The organism is Shimia sp. Alg240-R146, assembly GCF_947331465.1.
Classification (GTDB): Bacteria; Pseudomonadota; Alphaproteobacteria; order Rhodobacterales; family Rhodobacteraceae; genus Shimia.
On sequence record NZ_CAMZOK010000002.1, the window covers coordinates 15,413 to 30,890 of the forward strand.

Consider the following 15,478-nt stretch of genomic DNA (forward strand, 5'->3'; position numbering starts at 1 on the left):
TCAAATCGGTCAAAACAGGTTTACTTCGCCGGACACGTCGGGCGTGACAGACACGGCTGCAGCGTTGGTCATACGCGACTTCAGATAGTCCAGTTTAATGGTGTCGCTGAGATCGCGGGTGTCGAGTTCGGGGCCGGTGCCAATCATTGTTGCCATTTTCCGTAAAAGCACTGACACGTCGTCCAAGTGCTGAAAAAGAGCATCCACCCGTTGTAAATCACGGATTTTGGATTGGTCCGTATGCGTCAGGTCGAGTTGGCTGGTCAGAGCATCAAGCGCATGCGCAACCGTGGCCATCTCAGAGACGTCCTCGGCGATGGTCACCAACAAATCGGAGGTGGATCTTATGGTCATTCTTCGTCCCCGGGCGTCGCTTAGAGCGCGCCCACTACTTTTTCGATACAGGCTTTGAGTTGGGCGGTCTGGAACGGCTTCTTGATGAAGTTGTTCATACCAAGCTGAGCGCCCTGGTTGATGGTCGCCGGATCGGCACGGCCTGTAATCAGGATAAAGCCAGTGCGGGCGATGGGCTTGTGCGAGCGGATCGCGTGCAACAGCTGCAGCCCGTCCATTTCCGGCATGTTGTAATCGGACAGCACCAGATGAACCGGTTTGGCTGCAAGGCTGCTCCATGCGGATTTGCCATTATTTTCAGTACGGTAGTTCACGACGCCGATTTCATCCAAGGCTTGGGTGATCAGGCCGCGGCTGGTGGACATGTCGTCAACGACCAGGACGTGAAGTTTGTCTTTCAGGCTCATACTGCGTTCCCCAATTTAGTGGATGTGCCGTTTTTGGCTGTTTTTTGGTGGGCAGGTGTCACTTGGAAGACGCCGCGACCCACAGTGTTAAAGCGTCGTGCATTGTCCGCATCGAGGCCTTCGGAGTGTCCGATATAAAGCAGGCCCTGCGTGCTCAGGTTCTCGGCGAACCGGCGCCAGAGCGTGCTTTGGGTGGGCACGTCGAAATAGATTGCCACATTGCGGCAGATGATCACGTCAAACGCGCCCGTGAAGGGCCAAGGGCCGTGCAGGTTCAACTGACGGAATGCGATCAGATCGCGGGCGGCCTGGTTGACCGACATTTGGTCAGACTCTCCTGAAACCGGCTGAAAGTACTTCTTCGCCTGATGATCGGGCAGCGTTTTGATGCCGGCACTGGAATAGATGCCGCGTTTGGCACGCGCGAGAATTTCCAAGTCGATGTCGGACGCCAGAATTTTCAAATCCAGCGTGGGCGCTTCGGGACACAAGTCCAAGATGTGGAACGCCAGCCCGTAGGGTTCCTCACCGCTGGAGCAGCCAGCCGACCAGATCCGTACTCTCGCGCCGCGCTTCGCCGCATTCACCAATTTCGGCAGCGCCTCGCTTGCGAGATGATCGAAGTGATGCTCCTCGCGGTTAAAACGCGTCATGTTGGTAGTGTAGGCGGTGACAAACTGCTTGGTTTCCTCGCCGGCGGTGCCGTCTTCGAGGCGTTTGCAATAATCTGAAATCGAGGTCATCCCAGTGGCGCGCATGCGTTTGGCAAGGCGCGCCGCAACCATGGCACGTTTGTGCGGTTGCAGGTCGATTCCTGTCATTTCGCGAACAAGGCTGGCAATGCGGGCGAAATCCCCGTCACTGATAGTCCCGTCGTCCAGTGTGTGCCCTTTGGTTTGTGTCATGCTGCGACCAAGTTGTCCTGTGGCATAATTTGGTGAACGTCGATGGCGCGCACGATCGTGTCGTCCATTGTGTAAACGCCCCGGATGAAGGCAGCGGTCCGCGCCGAAGAGACTTCGGGTGTGGGCTGCATGTCTGCTTGGTTCACGGTCAGAATGTTGCTGACTGCATCGACGAGGAAGCCGACGCTTTTCTTGTCGATATGGGCGATGATGATCACCGAGCGCGATTCCGGCACGGTTTTGCCGAGGCCCAGGCGCATGGACAGGTCCATCACCGGCAGCACAGCGCCGCGTAGGTTCATCATGCCCACAACATAGTCAGGTGCGTGGGGCAGGGTGGTGGTGCTGGTCCAGCCGCGAATTTCGAGAACATGACCGATGTTGAGGCAGAAGGCCTGCTCACCAATGGTAAAGGAAACGATCTCGATGCGATCTTCGGTCTGTTCTTCGTTGGTTTGGTCAGACATGTCAGGCTACCTCTGCGTGTTCTTGACCCTTGAGCAAGCTCAGCTGGCTCTTGCCTGCGGCAGGGATCATTTGGTCTGTGTCGACAATCAGGGCAATTTTACCGTTGCCGAGAATGGTGGCGGCGGCGATGCCGGGGATGGATTGATAGTTTTGTTCCAGCCCTTTGATCACGACCTCGCGTTGTTCGATAATGTTGTCCACGGCCAGCGCCGAACGACGGCCGCTTTCGCCTTCGATGAGCAAGAGCGCCTGATTGTCCAGATCGGACAGCTGACGGCGGAAGCCGAGTGCTTCGCCCAGATCGACGATAGGAAGGATTTCACCACCCATCGACAGGCCGCGGTCGCCTTCGCAAAATTCATGTACGTTGGCCTGACCGGGCTGCAGGGTTTCGCGCAGGGCCACGGTGGGCACCACAAGCGATTCACCTTCGATAGTGACAAGCATGCCCTCCATCACCGCCAGTGTCAGAGGCAGCGAGATGGTCATCAGCGTGCCTTTGCCCGGCTCGGATTGCAGGTTGATGCGACCCCCAAGGGCTTGAATTTCACTGCGCACCACGTCCAGACCAACACCACGACCCGACAGTTCGGAAATGGAGTCGGCGGTGGAAAAACCGGGGCGGAACAAAAGGTTGTCGATGTCGGAGTCGGTCAGGTCGTCCTCAGGACGCACAAGACCCTTGCTCTCCGCAATCTTGCGGACCTTTTCGCGATTGATGCCCGCGCCGTCGTCCGACAGAGAGATCACCACCCGACCGGAGCGGTGAGCCGCTTCGAGTTTGATCGTGCCCTGCGCCGGTTTGCCCGCCTTGATGCGGTCTTCGGCTGTTTCCAGACCGTGGTCGACCGAGTTGCGGATCATGTGGGTCAGCGGTTCGACCAAACGTTCGGTCACGGTCTTGTCGACCTCGGTGCTGTCCCCGATCATCAGGAGGCGCGCCTCTTTGCCGGCGGTGCGAGATGATTCCCGCACGATGCGTGACATGCGTTGGAACAGGCCGCGCACAGGTTGCGCGCGAATGGCCATAACGCTTTCCTGCAACACGCCGGACAGGGTCTTGAGCTGGCCGATGGCCTCGCTCACAGAGCTGTTGGCGGAGACCGGCAGTTCGTTCATCGATTGGCGCAACATGGCTTCGCTGATCACCAGCTCCCCAACGAGGTTGATAAGACGGTCGACACGGTCCAGATCAACGCGGATCGTGCTGTTGCGCGGTTCAGACTTTTTTCCGGCGACAGGTTTCGCCTCCACCACTTTTATGGCGGGTTTGGCTGCGGGTTCAGGAGTGGTCGGCGCCGTTACGTCGGCCGCTGTATCAGCCTCATCAGGCGCTGGCACCTCGTCGGTCAAGGTCGGGAGCTCGGGTAGATCAATGTCCGCAGCTTTTTCCACGACTGTGGTCGAGACTTCCAATACGCATTGGCTTTCGACAAATTCGAAGACTTCGCGGATGTCGTCTTCTTGGACGCCGTCGTTCGGGATCAGCTGCAAGGTCCAGTTCAGGGCCGCGAGGGCGTCGCCGGCTTCGGCCAGAGTGAGAACGTTGCTGGTGTCGGCGGTAACGGTTACGTCGCCGAGATCCGCGAGGGCGCGGAACAGCAGCGCGGGGTCATGGCCGCGGGTGTAGAGGCCGGGGTCCGCGGAAAATTCAATTGCGAAGGCGCTGACACCGTCGCTGCCCGGCAGGTCGTCAAGCGGGGCAGGGTCTGTGTCCAGGTCCAGTGACGGAGGCAGATCGAAGTCGGGTAGGGGGCCAAAATCGTTGTCCCCGCCAATGTCGAGCGTGAGCGGCATAAAGTCTGCGGAATCAACTTCGGCTTCCTCAGCTCCGCCATCTTCGGGCGGGGAGACCTGTTTCAGGTCTGCGAGAATAGAGGCACCGGCGTCTTCAGCGATGTCGTTGTCGTCGCGCGCAGCGTCGACCAGATCGCTCAGGTGGTCAAACGAGGAGAACATCAGGGCGATAAGCCCCGGGTCGGCCTCAATTTTTTCAGACCGCAGGTCTTCGAGCACATTTTCAAAAGCATGCGCAAAGTTGATGAGCCGATCCAGCCCAAAGGCGCCACCGCCACCCTTAATCGAGTGGACCGAGCGGAACATTGCGTTGATCGTTTCGGCGTCGCCATTGCCGTTCTGGAGGTCGTCCAGACCTGTGGAGAGAACCTCCATCAGGTCGTCGCATTCCTCAAAGAACATATCACGGAGATCGGACATCAAAGGTCTCCTTTCAGACAACCAGGCGGTTGATCACCGCCACAAGTTTATCGGCATCAAAGGGTTTTACGATCCAACCCGTGGCACCGGCGTCACGTGCGCGTTGTTTCAGCGCGTCGCCGTTTTCAGTGGTCAGCACGAGGATCGGCAAGGAGGCGTATTCCGGCTTTTCGCGGACCCCTTCGATCAGGCCAAACCCGTCAAGGCGCGGCATGTTGATATCGGTGATCACGAGGTCAGGTGCGGCATCTGGAAGGACTTCGAGGCCTTCGACCCCGTCCTCGGCCAGATCCACATCCATCCCTGCTTCGGTCAGGGCTGTTTCCAGCATCGCCCGCATGGTGCGGGAATCATCAATTGCCAAGATTTTTGTCATTCTGTTGTTCCCTCTTGGAAGAGTGCGGTCTGTTGCAGGCCCAGGCAGGACAGACCGGCAACAAATTTTTCAGACATATTTTGAACGGCGAAAGGAATGTCCGCGTCAGTCCATTCGGCGTGGGCGGCCAAAAGGAGTTCAGCGCCGGCGCCGCCAAGGTGATTGCAGCCCTGTGCGTTCAGGCTGACGGGTTGGCCGCGAAGCGCCTCGATCAGGGGACGCAAGGCCGCTGCGTGGGAATGGTCTAGGGTCTTTGGCAGATCAATTTGACCTGCTGTCGTGGGTGGGTTTGGTGAGGACATGTTGGGTCACATTCACTTGCAAAATTCGAGCTTCTTTTTGGAACCTAGGCATTCTCCCTTAACACCGCGTTACCGATCACGCGGGATGGCAAGAGTTGGTCGCTTGCAATTGAAAATAATGAATAATTTAGGCGTGTATGCCGCGTGCGTTCCCCAGCGTGGAGTGGTGCTGGTTGCTGAGCGGCGGCGCAATTAGCTCACCTTTTTCCCGCGATGACGTAGGGGAAACTAACGGCGCGCGAATCTTTGACGCGCCCAGCTGTGAGGCTGTGTTGTTTGGGAAACGGCGCTAAGCCGGTGGCCTGACCAAGCCGCTTAACTGGCGGGGACCTGGCGGGGTTGTGCGGCCATGTGGCGTAAGACCTGCGAGAAAACATCGACGCCCTGCGCACCGGATGTTGCCTGCTGCGCGTCAAATACCATTGTCGGCACACCGGAGACGCCGCGAGACGTCCAGAAGGTTTCTTTTTCGCGCACGGTTTCGGCAAAACGCCCGTCGGCCAGAACCGCCCGCGCTTCGCCTTTGTCCAAACCGATGTCGGCTGCGACCTCAATAAGAATGTCGGAGTCGCTGACATCGCGTCCATCGGTGAAATACGCGTCAAAAAGCGCGAGTTTCAGATCCTGTGCCTTGCCGGTCTCGCTGGCCCAGTGGATCAGCTGGTGGGCGGCAAAGGTGTTGTAGATGCGGCTGTCGTCGGACCACGAGAAGGTGAAGCCGAGGTCTTCGCCCAAATCGGAAAGCCTTGTGCGGGCTTGTGCGGATTGCTCGGCTGAGGAGCCATATTTGCGCATGATATGGTCGCGGATATTTTCGCCTTCCGGCTCCATGTCTGGGTTCAACTCAAACGGATGCCAGAAAGTTTCAACCGCGATGCCGGTCGCCTCGGAAGCCTTGAGAAGCTGACGGTAGCCGATTATGCACCAAGGGCAGACGACGTCTGAGACAATGTCGACGCGGATGGGATCTTGGGACATGGGGCGGCTCCTGTGGCGCATGAGGTGCCAAGATGGGGTGTCCCGAGAGGGCACGCAAGTCACCGTTCCGCGAGGTCACATGCAGCAGCATCCATTTAGGGCAGAACGCCGAGCCACATCCAGACCGTGACCACAGAAAAGGCGGTGCCGATCAGCACAGTGGATGCCGCAACGCGCATCGCACGGCCATACATATTGGCAAAAAGATAGGCATTGATTCCGGGTGCCATGGAGGCGGTCACGATGGCGGAGCGCATGTTGTCCACCGAAATTTCGGACCACGTGCCAAAGGCAAAGGTCAGGGCAGGGTGCAGGCCGAGAGACACAAAGCAGCAAAACAGAATTGTGCGCATATCGCCCTCGGGGCGATAGCGATAAAGCACGCCGCCCATGCCAAAGAGCGCGGCAGGCAGCGCCGAGGAGGCCAGCAGATTCACGGCATGGGTGACGGGGTCGGGCACCGGAATGTTGCCGAGGTTCACAATAAACCCAAGGCCGATGCCAAGGATCAGCGCATTGGAGAACATCGCCTTGAGCACAGTTGGTACGATTTTGGCTTTTGATGTGTGGCGCGCGCGCATGACTTCCATCACGGCAATCCCAAGACCGTAGCAGAAAGGGGCGTGGATCGAGATGATGGCGTAGTTCCCTGTTAAGCTGTCGGCGCCGTAGGCACGCTCCATGATTGCCAGACCAAGCAGCAGGGAATTGGAGAACAGGCACACGAAACCGATGGCCGTTGCGTCTTCCCAATCGCGGCCAAAGAAGACTTTGGCACCGATCATGCCGGTGGCAAAACACAGGAAAGCTGCGGCGTAGTAGCTGCCCATCAGGGCGATGTTAAATTCCGCAGCGAGATCCAGATTCGAGATGGCGCGAAACAGCAGGACAGGCACAGCAAAGTTGGTGGCGTAGCGCATCAACCCATCAACGTTGGATTGACTAAAGAAGCCGCGCCAAGCGGCGAGGTAGCCAAAGCCGATGATCAGGAAGACCGGCAAGATCACAGAGATCAGGGTCTGCATGGGGCTGTGCTTTCTGTGGGTCTCCGGCAGTCAGAGATCGTAGGTGATTTTCATCCCGTCAAAGGCAGGGGTGATGTGATCCGCAGTTTCGGCCTCTAGCGTGGCGTAGTCCAGATCGATGTGCATGTTTGTCAGCACAGCGCGTTCGGGTTTCGTGCGGTCGATCCAGTCCAGCGTTTTTTCAAGGTGTGCATGGGTCGGATGCGGCGTACGGCGCAGCGCGTCGACAATAAAACACTTCATGCCGTCAAGCTTGGGCCAGGCTTCGTCATAGATTTCGGCCACATCGGGCATATAGACCACATCGTTTATTCGAAACGCCAGCGCGTCGATGCTGCCGTGGTCCACACGGATGGGTGTAAATGTTATGTCGCCGCCCGGGCCGGAAATGGTGAAATCCTTGCTTTCGTCGATCGTCAGCATCTCCAGGATCGGCGGATAGGGGCTGTCTTTGGGCTGCACAAAGGCATAGCCGAAGCGGCTCATCAGATCGTTTTGGGTGGCCCCATCCGCCCAGATTGGAATACGCGCGCGCATGTTGAACACGATCATGCGAAGATCGTCGATGCCGTGGATATGGTCGGCGTGGTTGTGGGTGTAAACCACCGCATCAAGCCGGCCAGTGCCTTCGCCTAGAAGCTGGTCGCGCATGTCAGGTGAGGTGTCCACAAGCACAGTTGTGGTGCCTTCAGCGGTTTTACGCTCGATCAGCATTGAGCAGCGGCGGCGGCGGTTCTTTGGATTTTCAGGGTCGCAATCGCCCCAATGGCCACCAAGACGCGGCACGCCACCGGAGCTGCCGCAGCCGAGGATGGTGAAGGTCAGCTTGGCGCTCATGCAGCGACTGCCGTCAATTTGGCTTTGGAAAACAGCCGGTCAAAGTTGGCCTGTGTCTGTGCCGCGAAATCGGCGTAGTCCATGCCAAATACGTCTGCCCCGACGCGGGCGGTTTTTTCGACATAAGACGGCTCATTTCGCTTGCCGCGATAGGGTGGGGGCGCAAGGTAGGGTGCGTCGGTTTCCACCAAAATGCGATCCACGGGCGCTGCTGCGAAAATATCGCGCACTTCCTGACTGCGCGGGAAAGCGGCGATGCCGGACATCGACAGGTAGAAGCCGAGGTCGAGCATCTTGCGGGCCAGTTCCGGACCAGAACTGTAGCAATGCATGACGCAGGAATAGGCGCCTTTGTTAAATTCATCCGTCAGGATTTCGGCCATGTCGTCATCGGCGTCACGGCTGTGGATGATCAGCGGCAGGCCGGTTTCTCTGGCAGCTTCGCAATGGATGCGCAGGGAGGTTTGTTGGATCTCCATGCTGTCGGCGGTGTAGTGATAATCCAGACCGGTTTCGCCAATGCCCACAAACTTGGGATGCTGCGCCAGTGCAATCAGCTCGTCTACGGTGGCCAGAGGCTCCTCTGCGGCGCTCATCGGATGGGTGCCAGCGGCGTAGAAAACCGGCGCGTGAGCTTCAGCAATGGCGCGAACCGCAGGCTCGTTCTTCAGGCGTGTGCAAATCGTGACCATGCGGGTCACACCAACGTCGGCGGCGCGGGCGATGAAATCGTCCAGCTGGCCATCGAAATCGGGAAAATCGAGGTGGCAGTGGCTGTCTGTGATTTGCGGGTAGTCGGTCATGGGCACCTCACGCAGCGTTTCAGGCGCTTGCGGTTTTCTGAATCTTGAAAACCGTATCAAGCACAAGCGCGGCAGGGTCAAGGTTGACCGCCTTGCCGTGACGCGTGCGGTCGGTGATTTCCTGCGCGAGATTGGCCCAAGCGCGTGCTTTATGGGCATTTGGGGCGAGCCGCATCAAAAGGTCAGCCTCACCCGGCACGATCTCGGTTTCAGGGGCTTGGCCAAGCGCACCGGTGCGGGCAATGCGCGAGACAAAGACGTCGAGCAAGGTAAGCAGCAGGTCAAATTGCGCATCGGCCCCACGCGCGGCGGCGGCTTCGGCCAGTTTGAGGGCACGTTGGCGATCAAACTGCGGCATGGACGCAAAGAGCGCCGCCAGTTCTTGATACATGGCGAGGCCGCCCAATTGGGTGACGCGCATGGCCTCGCCTACGGAGCCGGCCGACAGCTCAGACAGTGCGGGCGTGTCGTCGGCGGCGTGACCAGCCTGTTCCATTGCAGCGTGCATGTCCTCGGGTGAGAGCGGGTTAAAACGCAGCTCGCGGCAGCGGGAACGGATGGTCGGCAAAAGCCGCGAGGGTTGGTGCGAAATCAGCAGCATCGTTGTGCGCTCGGGCGGCTCTTCCAACATCTTTAGAAGTGCGTTGGCGGCGTTGACGTTCATCTCATCTGCGCTGTCGACAATCACTACGCGGCGACCGCCATCAGCAGCGGACATGTGCAGAAAGGATGCCATCTCGCGGACTTCGTTGACGCGGATGTCAGCGGCGAACTTGCCGTCTTGGCGAGATTTCTCGCGGGCGCTGTCAGTGCTGCCGGCAAAGCCGCGACGGAGCAGGAAAAGGCCGGGTTCGGACAGGGCGAGAATGCGGTGGCAGACGGGATGGTCGGGGTCAACGGTAAGGCTGTCGTGCGGCTGTGGTTCTCCAAACAAGCCGCCGCCATTGTCAGCGGGTAAGGTCAGCAAAAAGCGGGCGATGCGCCATGCAAACGTGGCTTTGCCAACGCCCTGTGGGCCGGTCATTAACCACCCGTGATGCAGGCGACTGGAGTTTACAGCGGTGAGAAAGTCGTCCTCGGCTTTTGTTTGGCCATAGACGTGCTGAGTTTCGCGCGGGTGAGGTGCGCCCGGGACGCGGTCGGGTTCTGGCGTGGCGTCCTCGCTCACGAGAGGTGCTCCGACACGCTGTCGCTGACACGTTGGGACACGTCTTGGGGTGTGCCTGTGCCGTTGATGACGCAGAAACGGTCGGCAAATTCACGGGACAAAGCAAGAAAGCCCGCGCGCATCTGGTCTTGCAGCGCTTGACCAAAGTCCTCGAACCGTTCCTCTGATGTCTGGCGGGATTTGGCGCGGGAAAGGCCCTCGGCGGGATCCATGTCGATCAGGATCGTAAGGTCTGGCTCCCGTCCTATCATGAGGTCATGTAACTGATCCACGACGCCGCGCAGATCGCCGCGAGACAGACCCTGATACATGCGGGTGCTGTCAGCAAATCGGTCGCAGATCACGATCTTGCCAGCCGCCAAGGCGGGCAGAATTGTGCGTTCCAGATGGTCGCGACGCGCTGCGGTGAAGAGCAGGATTTCGGTTTCGGCGGACCAGCGGTCTGGATCGCCCTCAAGCACCAAGGCGCGAATTTCTTCGGCACCGGTTGAGCCGCCGGGTTCGCGGGTCAGCACCACGTCATGGCCTTGCGTGCGCAGATGGTCGGCCAGCAGGCGGGCCTGCGTGGATTTTCCGGAGCCGTCGATGCCTTCAAATGTGATGAAAGTTCCGCCGGGGATTGTCTTGGCTGTCACTGCGTCGCCTCTGCTTGGGCGGAGCCGCCAATGCCGAATTGCGCGGCCAGCACGCTGGTTGCGGTGCTGATCCGTACGCCGAAACCGCCTTCGGGCACGTCGGCCTCGGCCACAAGTGGGATGCGCATTTCAGGCAGATCTTCGGGTGTCAGGACCAGTTCCGCCAAGGGTGCACCTTTGGCGACGGGGGCTTGAATCGGGCCGTTGTAGATCACTTCGCCTTTGACTTTGCCCTGCGCCAGAACCGGCAGCAGAACGGTGATGTCTTCTGCGGGCACCAGACCGATACGCGCAAATTTACCCATCCAGACGTTGGCCTCCGCAATGCGCTCCCCTTCGCGGGCGAGGGTGGTTTCAGAGAATTGGCGGAACGCCCAGCTGACCATTTGTTCGGCCACTTCGGCGCGGTCTTTTTCGCTTTCGAGGCCTGAGAACGCAAAAATCACACGGCGTTTGCCTTGCTTGGCGGACCCCACAAGGCCGAAACCGGCTTCTTGGGTGTGGCCGGTTTTGAGGCCGTCTGCGCCAATGTTGAGCCGCAACAACGGATTGCGATTGCGCACATTGGACGGCGCGCGTCCGTCAAAGGCAAATTCGGTTTCAGAAAACATCGGATAGAATTCGGGAAACTCGGTGATCAACAGGTTGGCCAGCAACGCCAGATCCCGCATCGACATTCGGTGTCCCGGGGCGGGCCAGCCGTTGGAGTTGGCGAAGGTCGAGTTTGTCATGCCCAACTGATGCGCGCGGCGTGTCATCAGGCGCGCAAAGCCGGATTCCGTGCCGTCCGGGCTGAGCGTTTCTGCGATCACCGCACAGGCATCATTGCCCGACAAAACGATGATACCTCGCAGCAGGTCTTCGACAGTCACGCGATCGGTGGTGTCCAGAAACATGGTGGAGCCGCCGTAGCTCATGGCGTGTTGCGACACTGGCAAGGCTTCTTGCATTGCCAGACGCCCGTCGCGCACGGCCTCAAACGCCATGTACAGCGTCATTAGTTTGGACATGGACGCAGGTGGTAGTGCCTCATCGGCGTTTTTGGTTAGCAGTACGGTGCCGGTTGTCTGATCCATCACAAATGCCGCGCGGGCGCGCGTTTCAAATGCGTGCACTTGGGCTGCGGTCAAAACAAGCGCCAGGCCAACGGCCATCAGTCGGGGCAGGAAAGGACGCATGCGGGTGGCTCCCTAAAGCAGTTTTGTCAGTTGGTCACAGCGTAGGCGTCGGTGAAGCCGGTGCCGTGCACGGTTTTGGTCATCGACTTGAGGTCAGCCCTGGTGGTGGCCGGACCCACAATGACGCGCCAGAAGGTTTTGGACCCTGAGGTGGTTTTCTTGATCAGCGGGGTAAGGCCGGCGGTTTTCATTTGCTTTGCCGCATTGTTGGCGTTGGCTTCCACCGAAAAAATACCGATTTGCACATAAGGCTTGCTGAGCGAGCTTGAGGTGGGCTTGGGCGCGACCTCGGACTGGGCCGCAGGCGCAGGCGCCGGAGCCGGTGTTGCGGCTGGTGTCGCGCTGGCCTCGGCCGCGGCGATGGCTGCAGATGCCGCCGCAATCGGTTCAAGTGGTGTTTCTTCAACGTCAGCCACTTCGGCGGGCGCTTCGGTTTCACTCACCTCTGGTTCGGGGGCAACTTCTTCGCGACGCAGAGCGGTCATGTTCAGTTCAACTGGCTGCCCGGCAAGCAGGCCAAGCGCCTCTGCGGCGTCAGATGAGACTTGAATACGCGGGCCGGGAATTTCGCGTTCCCTGCGGAACAAGGCGCCGATAACGAATTTTCCATTCGCCTGATTGCGAATAATGACCCGTTCCGGAGAGGCCACATCCGGGTGTGCCGCCCAAACGCCGCCAAGCGATGGCCGACCGTCCCAAAGACCGGCTTCGGAAACCGCAAAGACCTCAGGGGCCTCGACGTCACGCTCGACAAGTTTTGTGGTGTTCGAACTGTTTGCCGTGCTGGGCTCGCTGGACGTCGTGTCCGGCCCTTTGCCAAAGCTGAAACCTTCGCCCTCTTCACAAGCGCTCAGGAGCAGGCTGAGTGCCAACATGGCCGTGCCTGTCTTCAACAACCGCCGTGCGCCGGTTTGTGGTGATTGATCCGCCATGAACTGCCTCTCGCCTGCAATCGATTTTTGCTTTTGCCATTGTTTTGGCGCGCGGGTGCGCCCCATCAACGAACATTTGCGCAGAGTGTAGCCCGATGCGCGCTTTATGGAAAGTGTGCGTGGCGGCGACGAGCGGAAAATTGAAGGAAAACGGGTTGCGTCTGATTTTACAGGCGATTAGGGATGTCGCGTCGGAGAAGTGGCAGAGTGGTCGAATGCACCGGTCTTGAAAACCGACGAGGGTTAACGCCCTCCGTGGGTTCGAATCCCACCTTCTCCGCCATCCTACATTTTTGTTTGATTTGAATGGGTCGCTTTGAGCGGCCTTTTTCATTTGTTTTCATATTTTTAGGGGTGTCTGAGCTTTCTGTTGGATTTCTTTCGATGATGCTCGTATCGTTTCCTTGGGTGGTATGAAATGTGGTATTCTGAATGGCACTTTCTGGAAAGCTGACAAAGAAGTTGGTCGAGAACCTCGGTGCTGGGCGTCACGGGGATGGCAATGGTCTCTATCTTGTTGTGGACCCGTCTGGCGCGCGGCGTTGGGTCGTGCGGGTGGTGGTGAAAGGGCAAAGGAACAAAAAGGGCGCACCGCTGAGGACGGACTTTGGTTTGGGTGGTGCAGATATTGTGACGCTCAATCAGGCGAGAGAACGCGCGCTTGAATATCGCCGCATGGCAAAGCAGGGGCTAAACCCACGCTTTAATGCCCGCCAAGAGGTGCCGACTTTTGAGGAGGTGGCGCAGCAGGTCCATATTGATCGCATGCCGACGTGGAAGAATGCCAAACATGGGGCACAGTGGATCAACACTCTGCGGGATTATGCCTTTCCCAAAATTGGCCGCATGCCCATCGACAGTATTGATCAACCGGAAGTGTTGATGTGCCTGTCACCGATATGGACTGAAAAACACGAGACGGCTCGACGTTTATCGCAACGTATCAAGATCGTGCTGGATGTTGCTAAGTCAAAAGGGTTTCGATCTGGTGAGAACCCAGTGACGGCCATCAAAGATGCTCAGGTGTTGCCCAAGGTAAAGGCAAAGCCCAAACACCATATGGCGATGCGCTGGCAGGGTGTGCCTGACTTCTATGCGGATCTCAAAACCAAGACTGCAATGTCCGCTAACGGCCCAAAGCTGCCATTCACAGAAATCGCCTGTGCTGCGGCGCGGCTTCACCGAAGAGGACCTTGAGGTCACCTTTGTTTCCGCAGGGATCGCAACTCTGTCGCGAGGAAGTCGACAAACCGTCTAACGCGGACCGTTTTTCTCAGGTCTGAGTGCAACAAAATCCATAGAGATGGGCCTGGCGCGGTGGTTGTTCCGGGCATGCGACGCAAGTTTGGAAATACCGTTTCGAACAGAACCGGCATATGGGCCATGCCGAGGCCAAGTGTCACCAAGCGCGTGCGCATGTAGCCGTCGGCGACTTCGTGGCGCGTGGTCGCATTTGGAAATGGCTCAGCCGACACTCCACCAAATGCGGCACCACTGGTTGGCAATCCAATCCATGTCAGGCCTTCGCCATCAAGACCGGCGTGCGGAACGACCCGTTCGAGATACTCCTGACTGGCATATACGCCCAGATCGAGTTGCAGGACCTTTTGGGCAACAACGTCATCTGTCACATCACGGGCGGCCCGCAAAGATACATCGGTTTCATCGTTCAGGATCGACTCAACGTCCGAGGTCAAGCGGAGTTCGATGTCGATCTCCGGATACCGATCGCTGAAGCGCGTGATCATGGGGGCGACGATGTCGTAAGCCAAGGTGGGGGTCAGTGAGAAGCGGATTTTGCCGGTTTCGCTACGATCCAAGCCTTCGACATGCTTGCGGGCCGCGATGACCTCGCGTTCTGCAGCCTCAGCCTTTGGCAAGAGTGCCTCACCAAACTCGGTCAGCGTAAACCCACGTCTGGAGCGGTGGAACAGGCGCACGCCATAGCTTGCCTCAAGGGTCTGGATGTTGCGGTTGATTGTGCCGTAATTCGCGCCGATCAGCTGCGCGGCGGCCCGTAGGCTTCCTGCGCGCGCTACAGCAAGAAAGTGAGGTAGGAGTTCCCAGTCAAATGTTCTCATGTTTCTCTCATGTAACATGGTGTTCAATTTGTTTCATATCAGGTGTAGATGTGGCTTGATATAGAAAGCTCAAATGGCCCGTCGCGCTCGGGCGTGATCCCTTCAGGAGTTGAGATATGAACCGCTACCATCCCGTTCTTGTTGGTCTACATTGGCTTGTTGCGGCCATGATCCTTGTCGCCTTGTTCATTGGCGGCCCGGGATTGGTTGCATTAGAAAACGATGACCCGACCAAATTATTTGGACTGACAGGCCACATGATCTGGGGTCTAGTCATCGGAGCGTTCATGCTTGTTCGATTGACCATGCGGCTGCTCTCCAACAATCCGCCCCCGGCGGATGCTGGAAAAGAAATGCTAAACTCAGGCGCGAAGGCGGCCCATCTCGGCCTCTATGTCCTTGTCCTTGCCATGGTCGCCAGCGGCATTGGCATCGCGATTTCGGCAGGCTTGTTTGAAATCGCCTTTGGTCAAACCGGCGCGCCTCTACCAGCTGATTTCGATGTTTTCCCGGCGCGGTTGGCGCATAGGGTCATCGCGACATTACTGATGATCCTGATTGCCATGCATGTCGCGGGTTGGGCCTATCACCAGTTCTATCTGCGTGACGGCCTGATCCGCCGGATGTGGTTCGGGAAACGTTTGTGACAGAAACTCCGGCTCACACCGGACGTTGAATGGAGTCTATTCGAATGGCTGCTCCCTCTGCAGACTGCCACCGTGGTCTCGGCGGGCGTAAAGGAACTGGCCGAACACAGGGAAACAAAATGCGACTTCTCGTGCGAGCCGCACAGAAGTGGCGATCAGAGTAAC

The 15,478-nt window shown here is 58.3% G+C and carries 18 protein-coding genes and 1 tRNA gene; 3 read left to right on the top strand and 16 right to left on the bottom strand.

Features of this window, described 5'->3' with window-relative positions; translation table 11 throughout:
- Positions 1-9: 9 nt before the first annotated feature.
- From PG871_RS09290 to PG871_RS09360, 15 genes are all read right to left on the bottom strand, one after another.
- The gene (locus tag PG871_RS09290; RefSeq protein WP_270728820.1) at positions 10-354 is read right to left on the bottom strand and encodes a hypothetical protein; all 345 of its coding nucleotides are present in this window, start codon (positions 352-354) and stop codon (positions 10-12) included.
- A 20-nt stretch (positions 355-374) separates the two neighbouring features.
- Positions 375-761 (bottom strand): response regulator, encoded by a 387-nt coding sequence (locus PG871_RS09295; protein WP_270728823.1) that lies wholly within the window; start codon positions 759-761, stop codon positions 375-377.
- Entirely contained in the window at positions 758-1,666 is a 909-nt protein-coding gene (locus PG871_RS09300; RefSeq protein ID WP_270728825.1) for a CheR family methyltransferase, read from the bottom strand. Before PG871_RS09300 ends, PG871_RS09295 begins: the two co-directional genes overlap by 4 nt.
- The gene (locus tag PG871_RS09305) at positions 1,663-2,133 is read right to left on the bottom strand and encodes a chemotaxis protein CheW (protein WP_270728826.1); all 471 of its coding nucleotides are present in this window, start codon (positions 2,131-2,133) and stop codon (positions 1,663-1,665) included. Before PG871_RS09305 ends, PG871_RS09300 begins: the two co-directional genes overlap by 4 nt.
- A 1-nt stretch (position 2,134) precedes the next feature.
- On the bottom strand, positions 2,135-4,351 hold the full coding sequence (locus PG871_RS09310) for a chemotaxis protein CheA (protein WP_270728827.1): 2,217 nt from the start codon (positions 4,349-4,351) through the stop codon (positions 2,135-2,137).
- Between the two features lie 13 nt (positions 4,352-4,364).
- A complete protein-coding gene (locus PG871_RS09315; protein ID WP_270728829.1) occupies positions 4,365-4,727 on the bottom strand; it encodes a response regulator in 363 nt (120 codons plus the stop codon).
- On the bottom strand, positions 4,724-5,029 hold the full coding sequence (locus PG871_RS09320; RefSeq protein ID WP_270728830.1) for an STAS domain-containing protein: 306 nt from the start codon (positions 5,027-5,029) through the stop codon (positions 4,724-4,726). The genes PG871_RS09315 and PG871_RS09320 overlap by 4 nt, the downstream gene beginning before the upstream one ends.
- A 315-nt stretch (positions 5,030-5,344) precedes the next feature.
- Positions 5,345-6,007 (bottom strand): DsbA family oxidoreductase, encoded by a 663-nt coding sequence (locus PG871_RS09325; RefSeq protein ID WP_270728831.1) that lies wholly within the window; start codon positions 6,005-6,007, stop codon positions 5,345-5,347.
- Positions 6,008-6,102: 95 nt separating this feature from the next.
- A complete protein-coding gene (locus PG871_RS09330) occupies positions 6,103-7,032 on the bottom strand; it encodes an AEC family transporter (protein ID WP_270728833.1) in 930 nt (309 codons plus the stop codon).
- Positions 7,033-7,062: 30 nt separating this feature from the next.
- Positions 7,063-7,869 carry an MBL fold metallo-hydrolase gene (locus PG871_RS09335; protein WP_270728835.1) on the bottom strand — a complete coding sequence of 269 codons (807 nt, stop codon included), beginning with the start codon at positions 7,867-7,869 and terminating at the stop codon, positions 7,063-7,065.
- Positions 7,866-8,672 carry a TatD family hydrolase gene (locus PG871_RS09340; RefSeq protein ID WP_270728837.1) on the bottom strand — a complete coding sequence of 269 codons (807 nt, stop codon included), beginning with the start codon at positions 8,670-8,672 and terminating at the stop codon, positions 7,866-7,868. Before PG871_RS09340 ends, PG871_RS09335 begins: the two co-directional genes overlap by 4 nt.
- Positions 8,673-8,691: 19 nt before the next feature.
- Positions 8,692-9,840: a DNA polymerase III subunit delta' gene (locus PG871_RS09345; protein ID WP_270728840.1), complete on the bottom strand. Its 1,149-nt coding sequence runs from the start codon at positions 9,838-9,840 to the stop codon at positions 8,692-8,694.
- Positions 9,837-10,475 carry a dTMP kinase gene (gene tmk, locus PG871_RS09350; protein WP_270728841.1) on the bottom strand — a complete coding sequence of 213 codons (639 nt, stop codon included), beginning with the start codon at positions 10,473-10,475 and terminating at the stop codon, positions 9,837-9,839. The genes PG871_RS09345 and tmk overlap by 4 nt, the downstream gene beginning before the upstream one ends.
- Entirely contained in the window at positions 10,472-11,653 is a 1,182-nt protein-coding gene (locus tag PG871_RS09355; protein ID WP_270728843.1) for a D-alanyl-D-alanine carboxypeptidase family protein, read from the bottom strand. The genes tmk and PG871_RS09355 overlap by 4 nt, the downstream gene beginning before the upstream one ends.
- A 26-nt stretch (positions 11,654-11,679) precedes the next feature.
- Positions 11,680-12,585: an SPOR domain-containing protein gene (locus PG871_RS09360; protein WP_270728846.1), complete on the bottom strand. Its 906-nt coding sequence runs from the start codon at positions 12,583-12,585 to the stop codon at positions 11,680-11,682.
- A gap of 193 nt (positions 12,586-12,778) precedes the next feature.
- On the opposite strand from PG871_RS09360, the gene PG871_RS09365 reads away from it, so the two are divergent.
- Positions 12,779-12,868 (top strand) — tRNA-Ser (locus PG871_RS09365).
- A gap of 149 nt (positions 12,869-13,017) precedes the next feature.
- Complete coding sequence (locus PG871_RS09370; RefSeq protein WP_270728848.1) at positions 13,018-13,782, top strand: tyrosine-type recombinase/integrase; 765 nt, start codon at positions 13,018-13,020, stop codon at positions 13,780-13,782.
- 2 nt (positions 13,783-13,784) lie between these two features.
- Here PG871_RS09370 and PG871_RS09375 read toward each other — a convergent pair whose 3' ends face one another.
- Entirely contained in the window at positions 13,785-14,666 is an 882-nt protein-coding gene (locus PG871_RS09375; RefSeq protein WP_270728850.1) for a LysR family transcriptional regulator, read from the bottom strand.
- Between the two features lie 116 nt (positions 14,667-14,782).
- Here PG871_RS09375 and PG871_RS09380 point away from each other — a divergent pair, with 116 nt between their 5' ends.
- Positions 14,783-15,313: a cytochrome b gene (locus tag PG871_RS09380; RefSeq protein WP_270728851.1), complete on the top strand. Its 531-nt coding sequence runs from the start codon at positions 14,783-14,785 to the stop codon at positions 15,311-15,313.
- Positions 15,314-15,478 lie beyond the last annotated feature (165 nt).

Bases quoted from the DNA above. Each gene is read 5' to 3' on its own strand.
- PG871_RS09290 (WP_270728820.1), bottom strand. From the start codon at position 354: ATGACCATAAGATCCACCTCCGATTTGTTGGTGACCATCGCCGAGGAC.
- PG871_RS09295 (WP_270728823.1), bottom strand. From the start codon at position 761: ATGAGCCTGAAAGACAAACTTCACGTCCTGGTCGTTGACGACATGTCC.
- PG871_RS09300 (WP_270728825.1), bottom strand. From the start codon at position 1,666: ATGACACAAACCAAAGGGCACACACTGGACGACGGGACTATCAGTGAC.
- PG871_RS09305 (WP_270728826.1), bottom strand. From the start codon at position 2,133: ATGTCTGACCAAACCAACGAAGAACAGACCGAAGATCGCATCGAGATC.
- PG871_RS09310 (WP_270728827.1), bottom strand. From the start codon at position 4,351: ATGTCCGATCTCCGTGATATGTTCTTTGAGGAATGCGACGACCTGATG.
- PG871_RS09315 (WP_270728829.1), bottom strand. From the start codon at position 4,727: ATGACAAAAATCTTGGCAATTGATGATTCCCGCACCATGCGGGCGATG.
- PG871_RS09320 (WP_270728830.1), bottom strand. From the start codon at position 5,029: ATGTCCTCACCAAACCCACCCACGACAGCAGGTCAAATTGATCTGCCA.
- PG871_RS09325 (WP_270728831.1), bottom strand. From the start codon at position 6,007: ATGTCCCAAGATCCCATCCGCGTCGACATTGTCTCAGACGTCGTCTGC.
- PG871_RS09330 (WP_270728833.1), bottom strand. From the start codon at position 7,032: ATGCAGACCCTGATCTCTGTGATCTTGCCGGTCTTCCTGATCATCGGC.
- PG871_RS09335 (WP_270728835.1), bottom strand. From the start codon at position 7,869: ATGAGCGCCAAGCTGACCTTCACCATCCTCGGCTGCGGCAGCTCCGGT.
- PG871_RS09340 (WP_270728837.1), bottom strand. From the start codon at position 8,672: ATGACCGACTACCCGCAAATCACAGACAGCCACTGCCACCTCGATTTT.
- PG871_RS09355 (WP_270728843.1), bottom strand. From the start codon at position 11,653: ATGCGTCCTTTCCTGCCCCGACTGATGGCCGTTGGCCTGGCGCTTGTT.
- PG871_RS09360 (WP_270728846.1), bottom strand. From the start codon at position 12,585: ATGGCGGATCAATCACCACAAACCGGCGCACGGCGGTTGTTGAAGACA.
- PG871_RS09370 (WP_270728848.1), top strand. From the start codon at position 13,018: ATGGCACTTTCTGGAAAGCTGACAAAGAAGTTGGTCGAGAACCTCGGT.
- PG871_RS09375 (WP_270728850.1), bottom strand. From the start codon at position 14,666: ATGAGAACATTTGACTGGGAACTCCTACCTCACTTTCTTGCTGTAGCG.
- PG871_RS09380 (WP_270728851.1), top strand. From the start codon at position 14,783: ATGAACCGCTACCATCCCGTTCTTGTTGGTCTACATTGGCTTGTTGCG.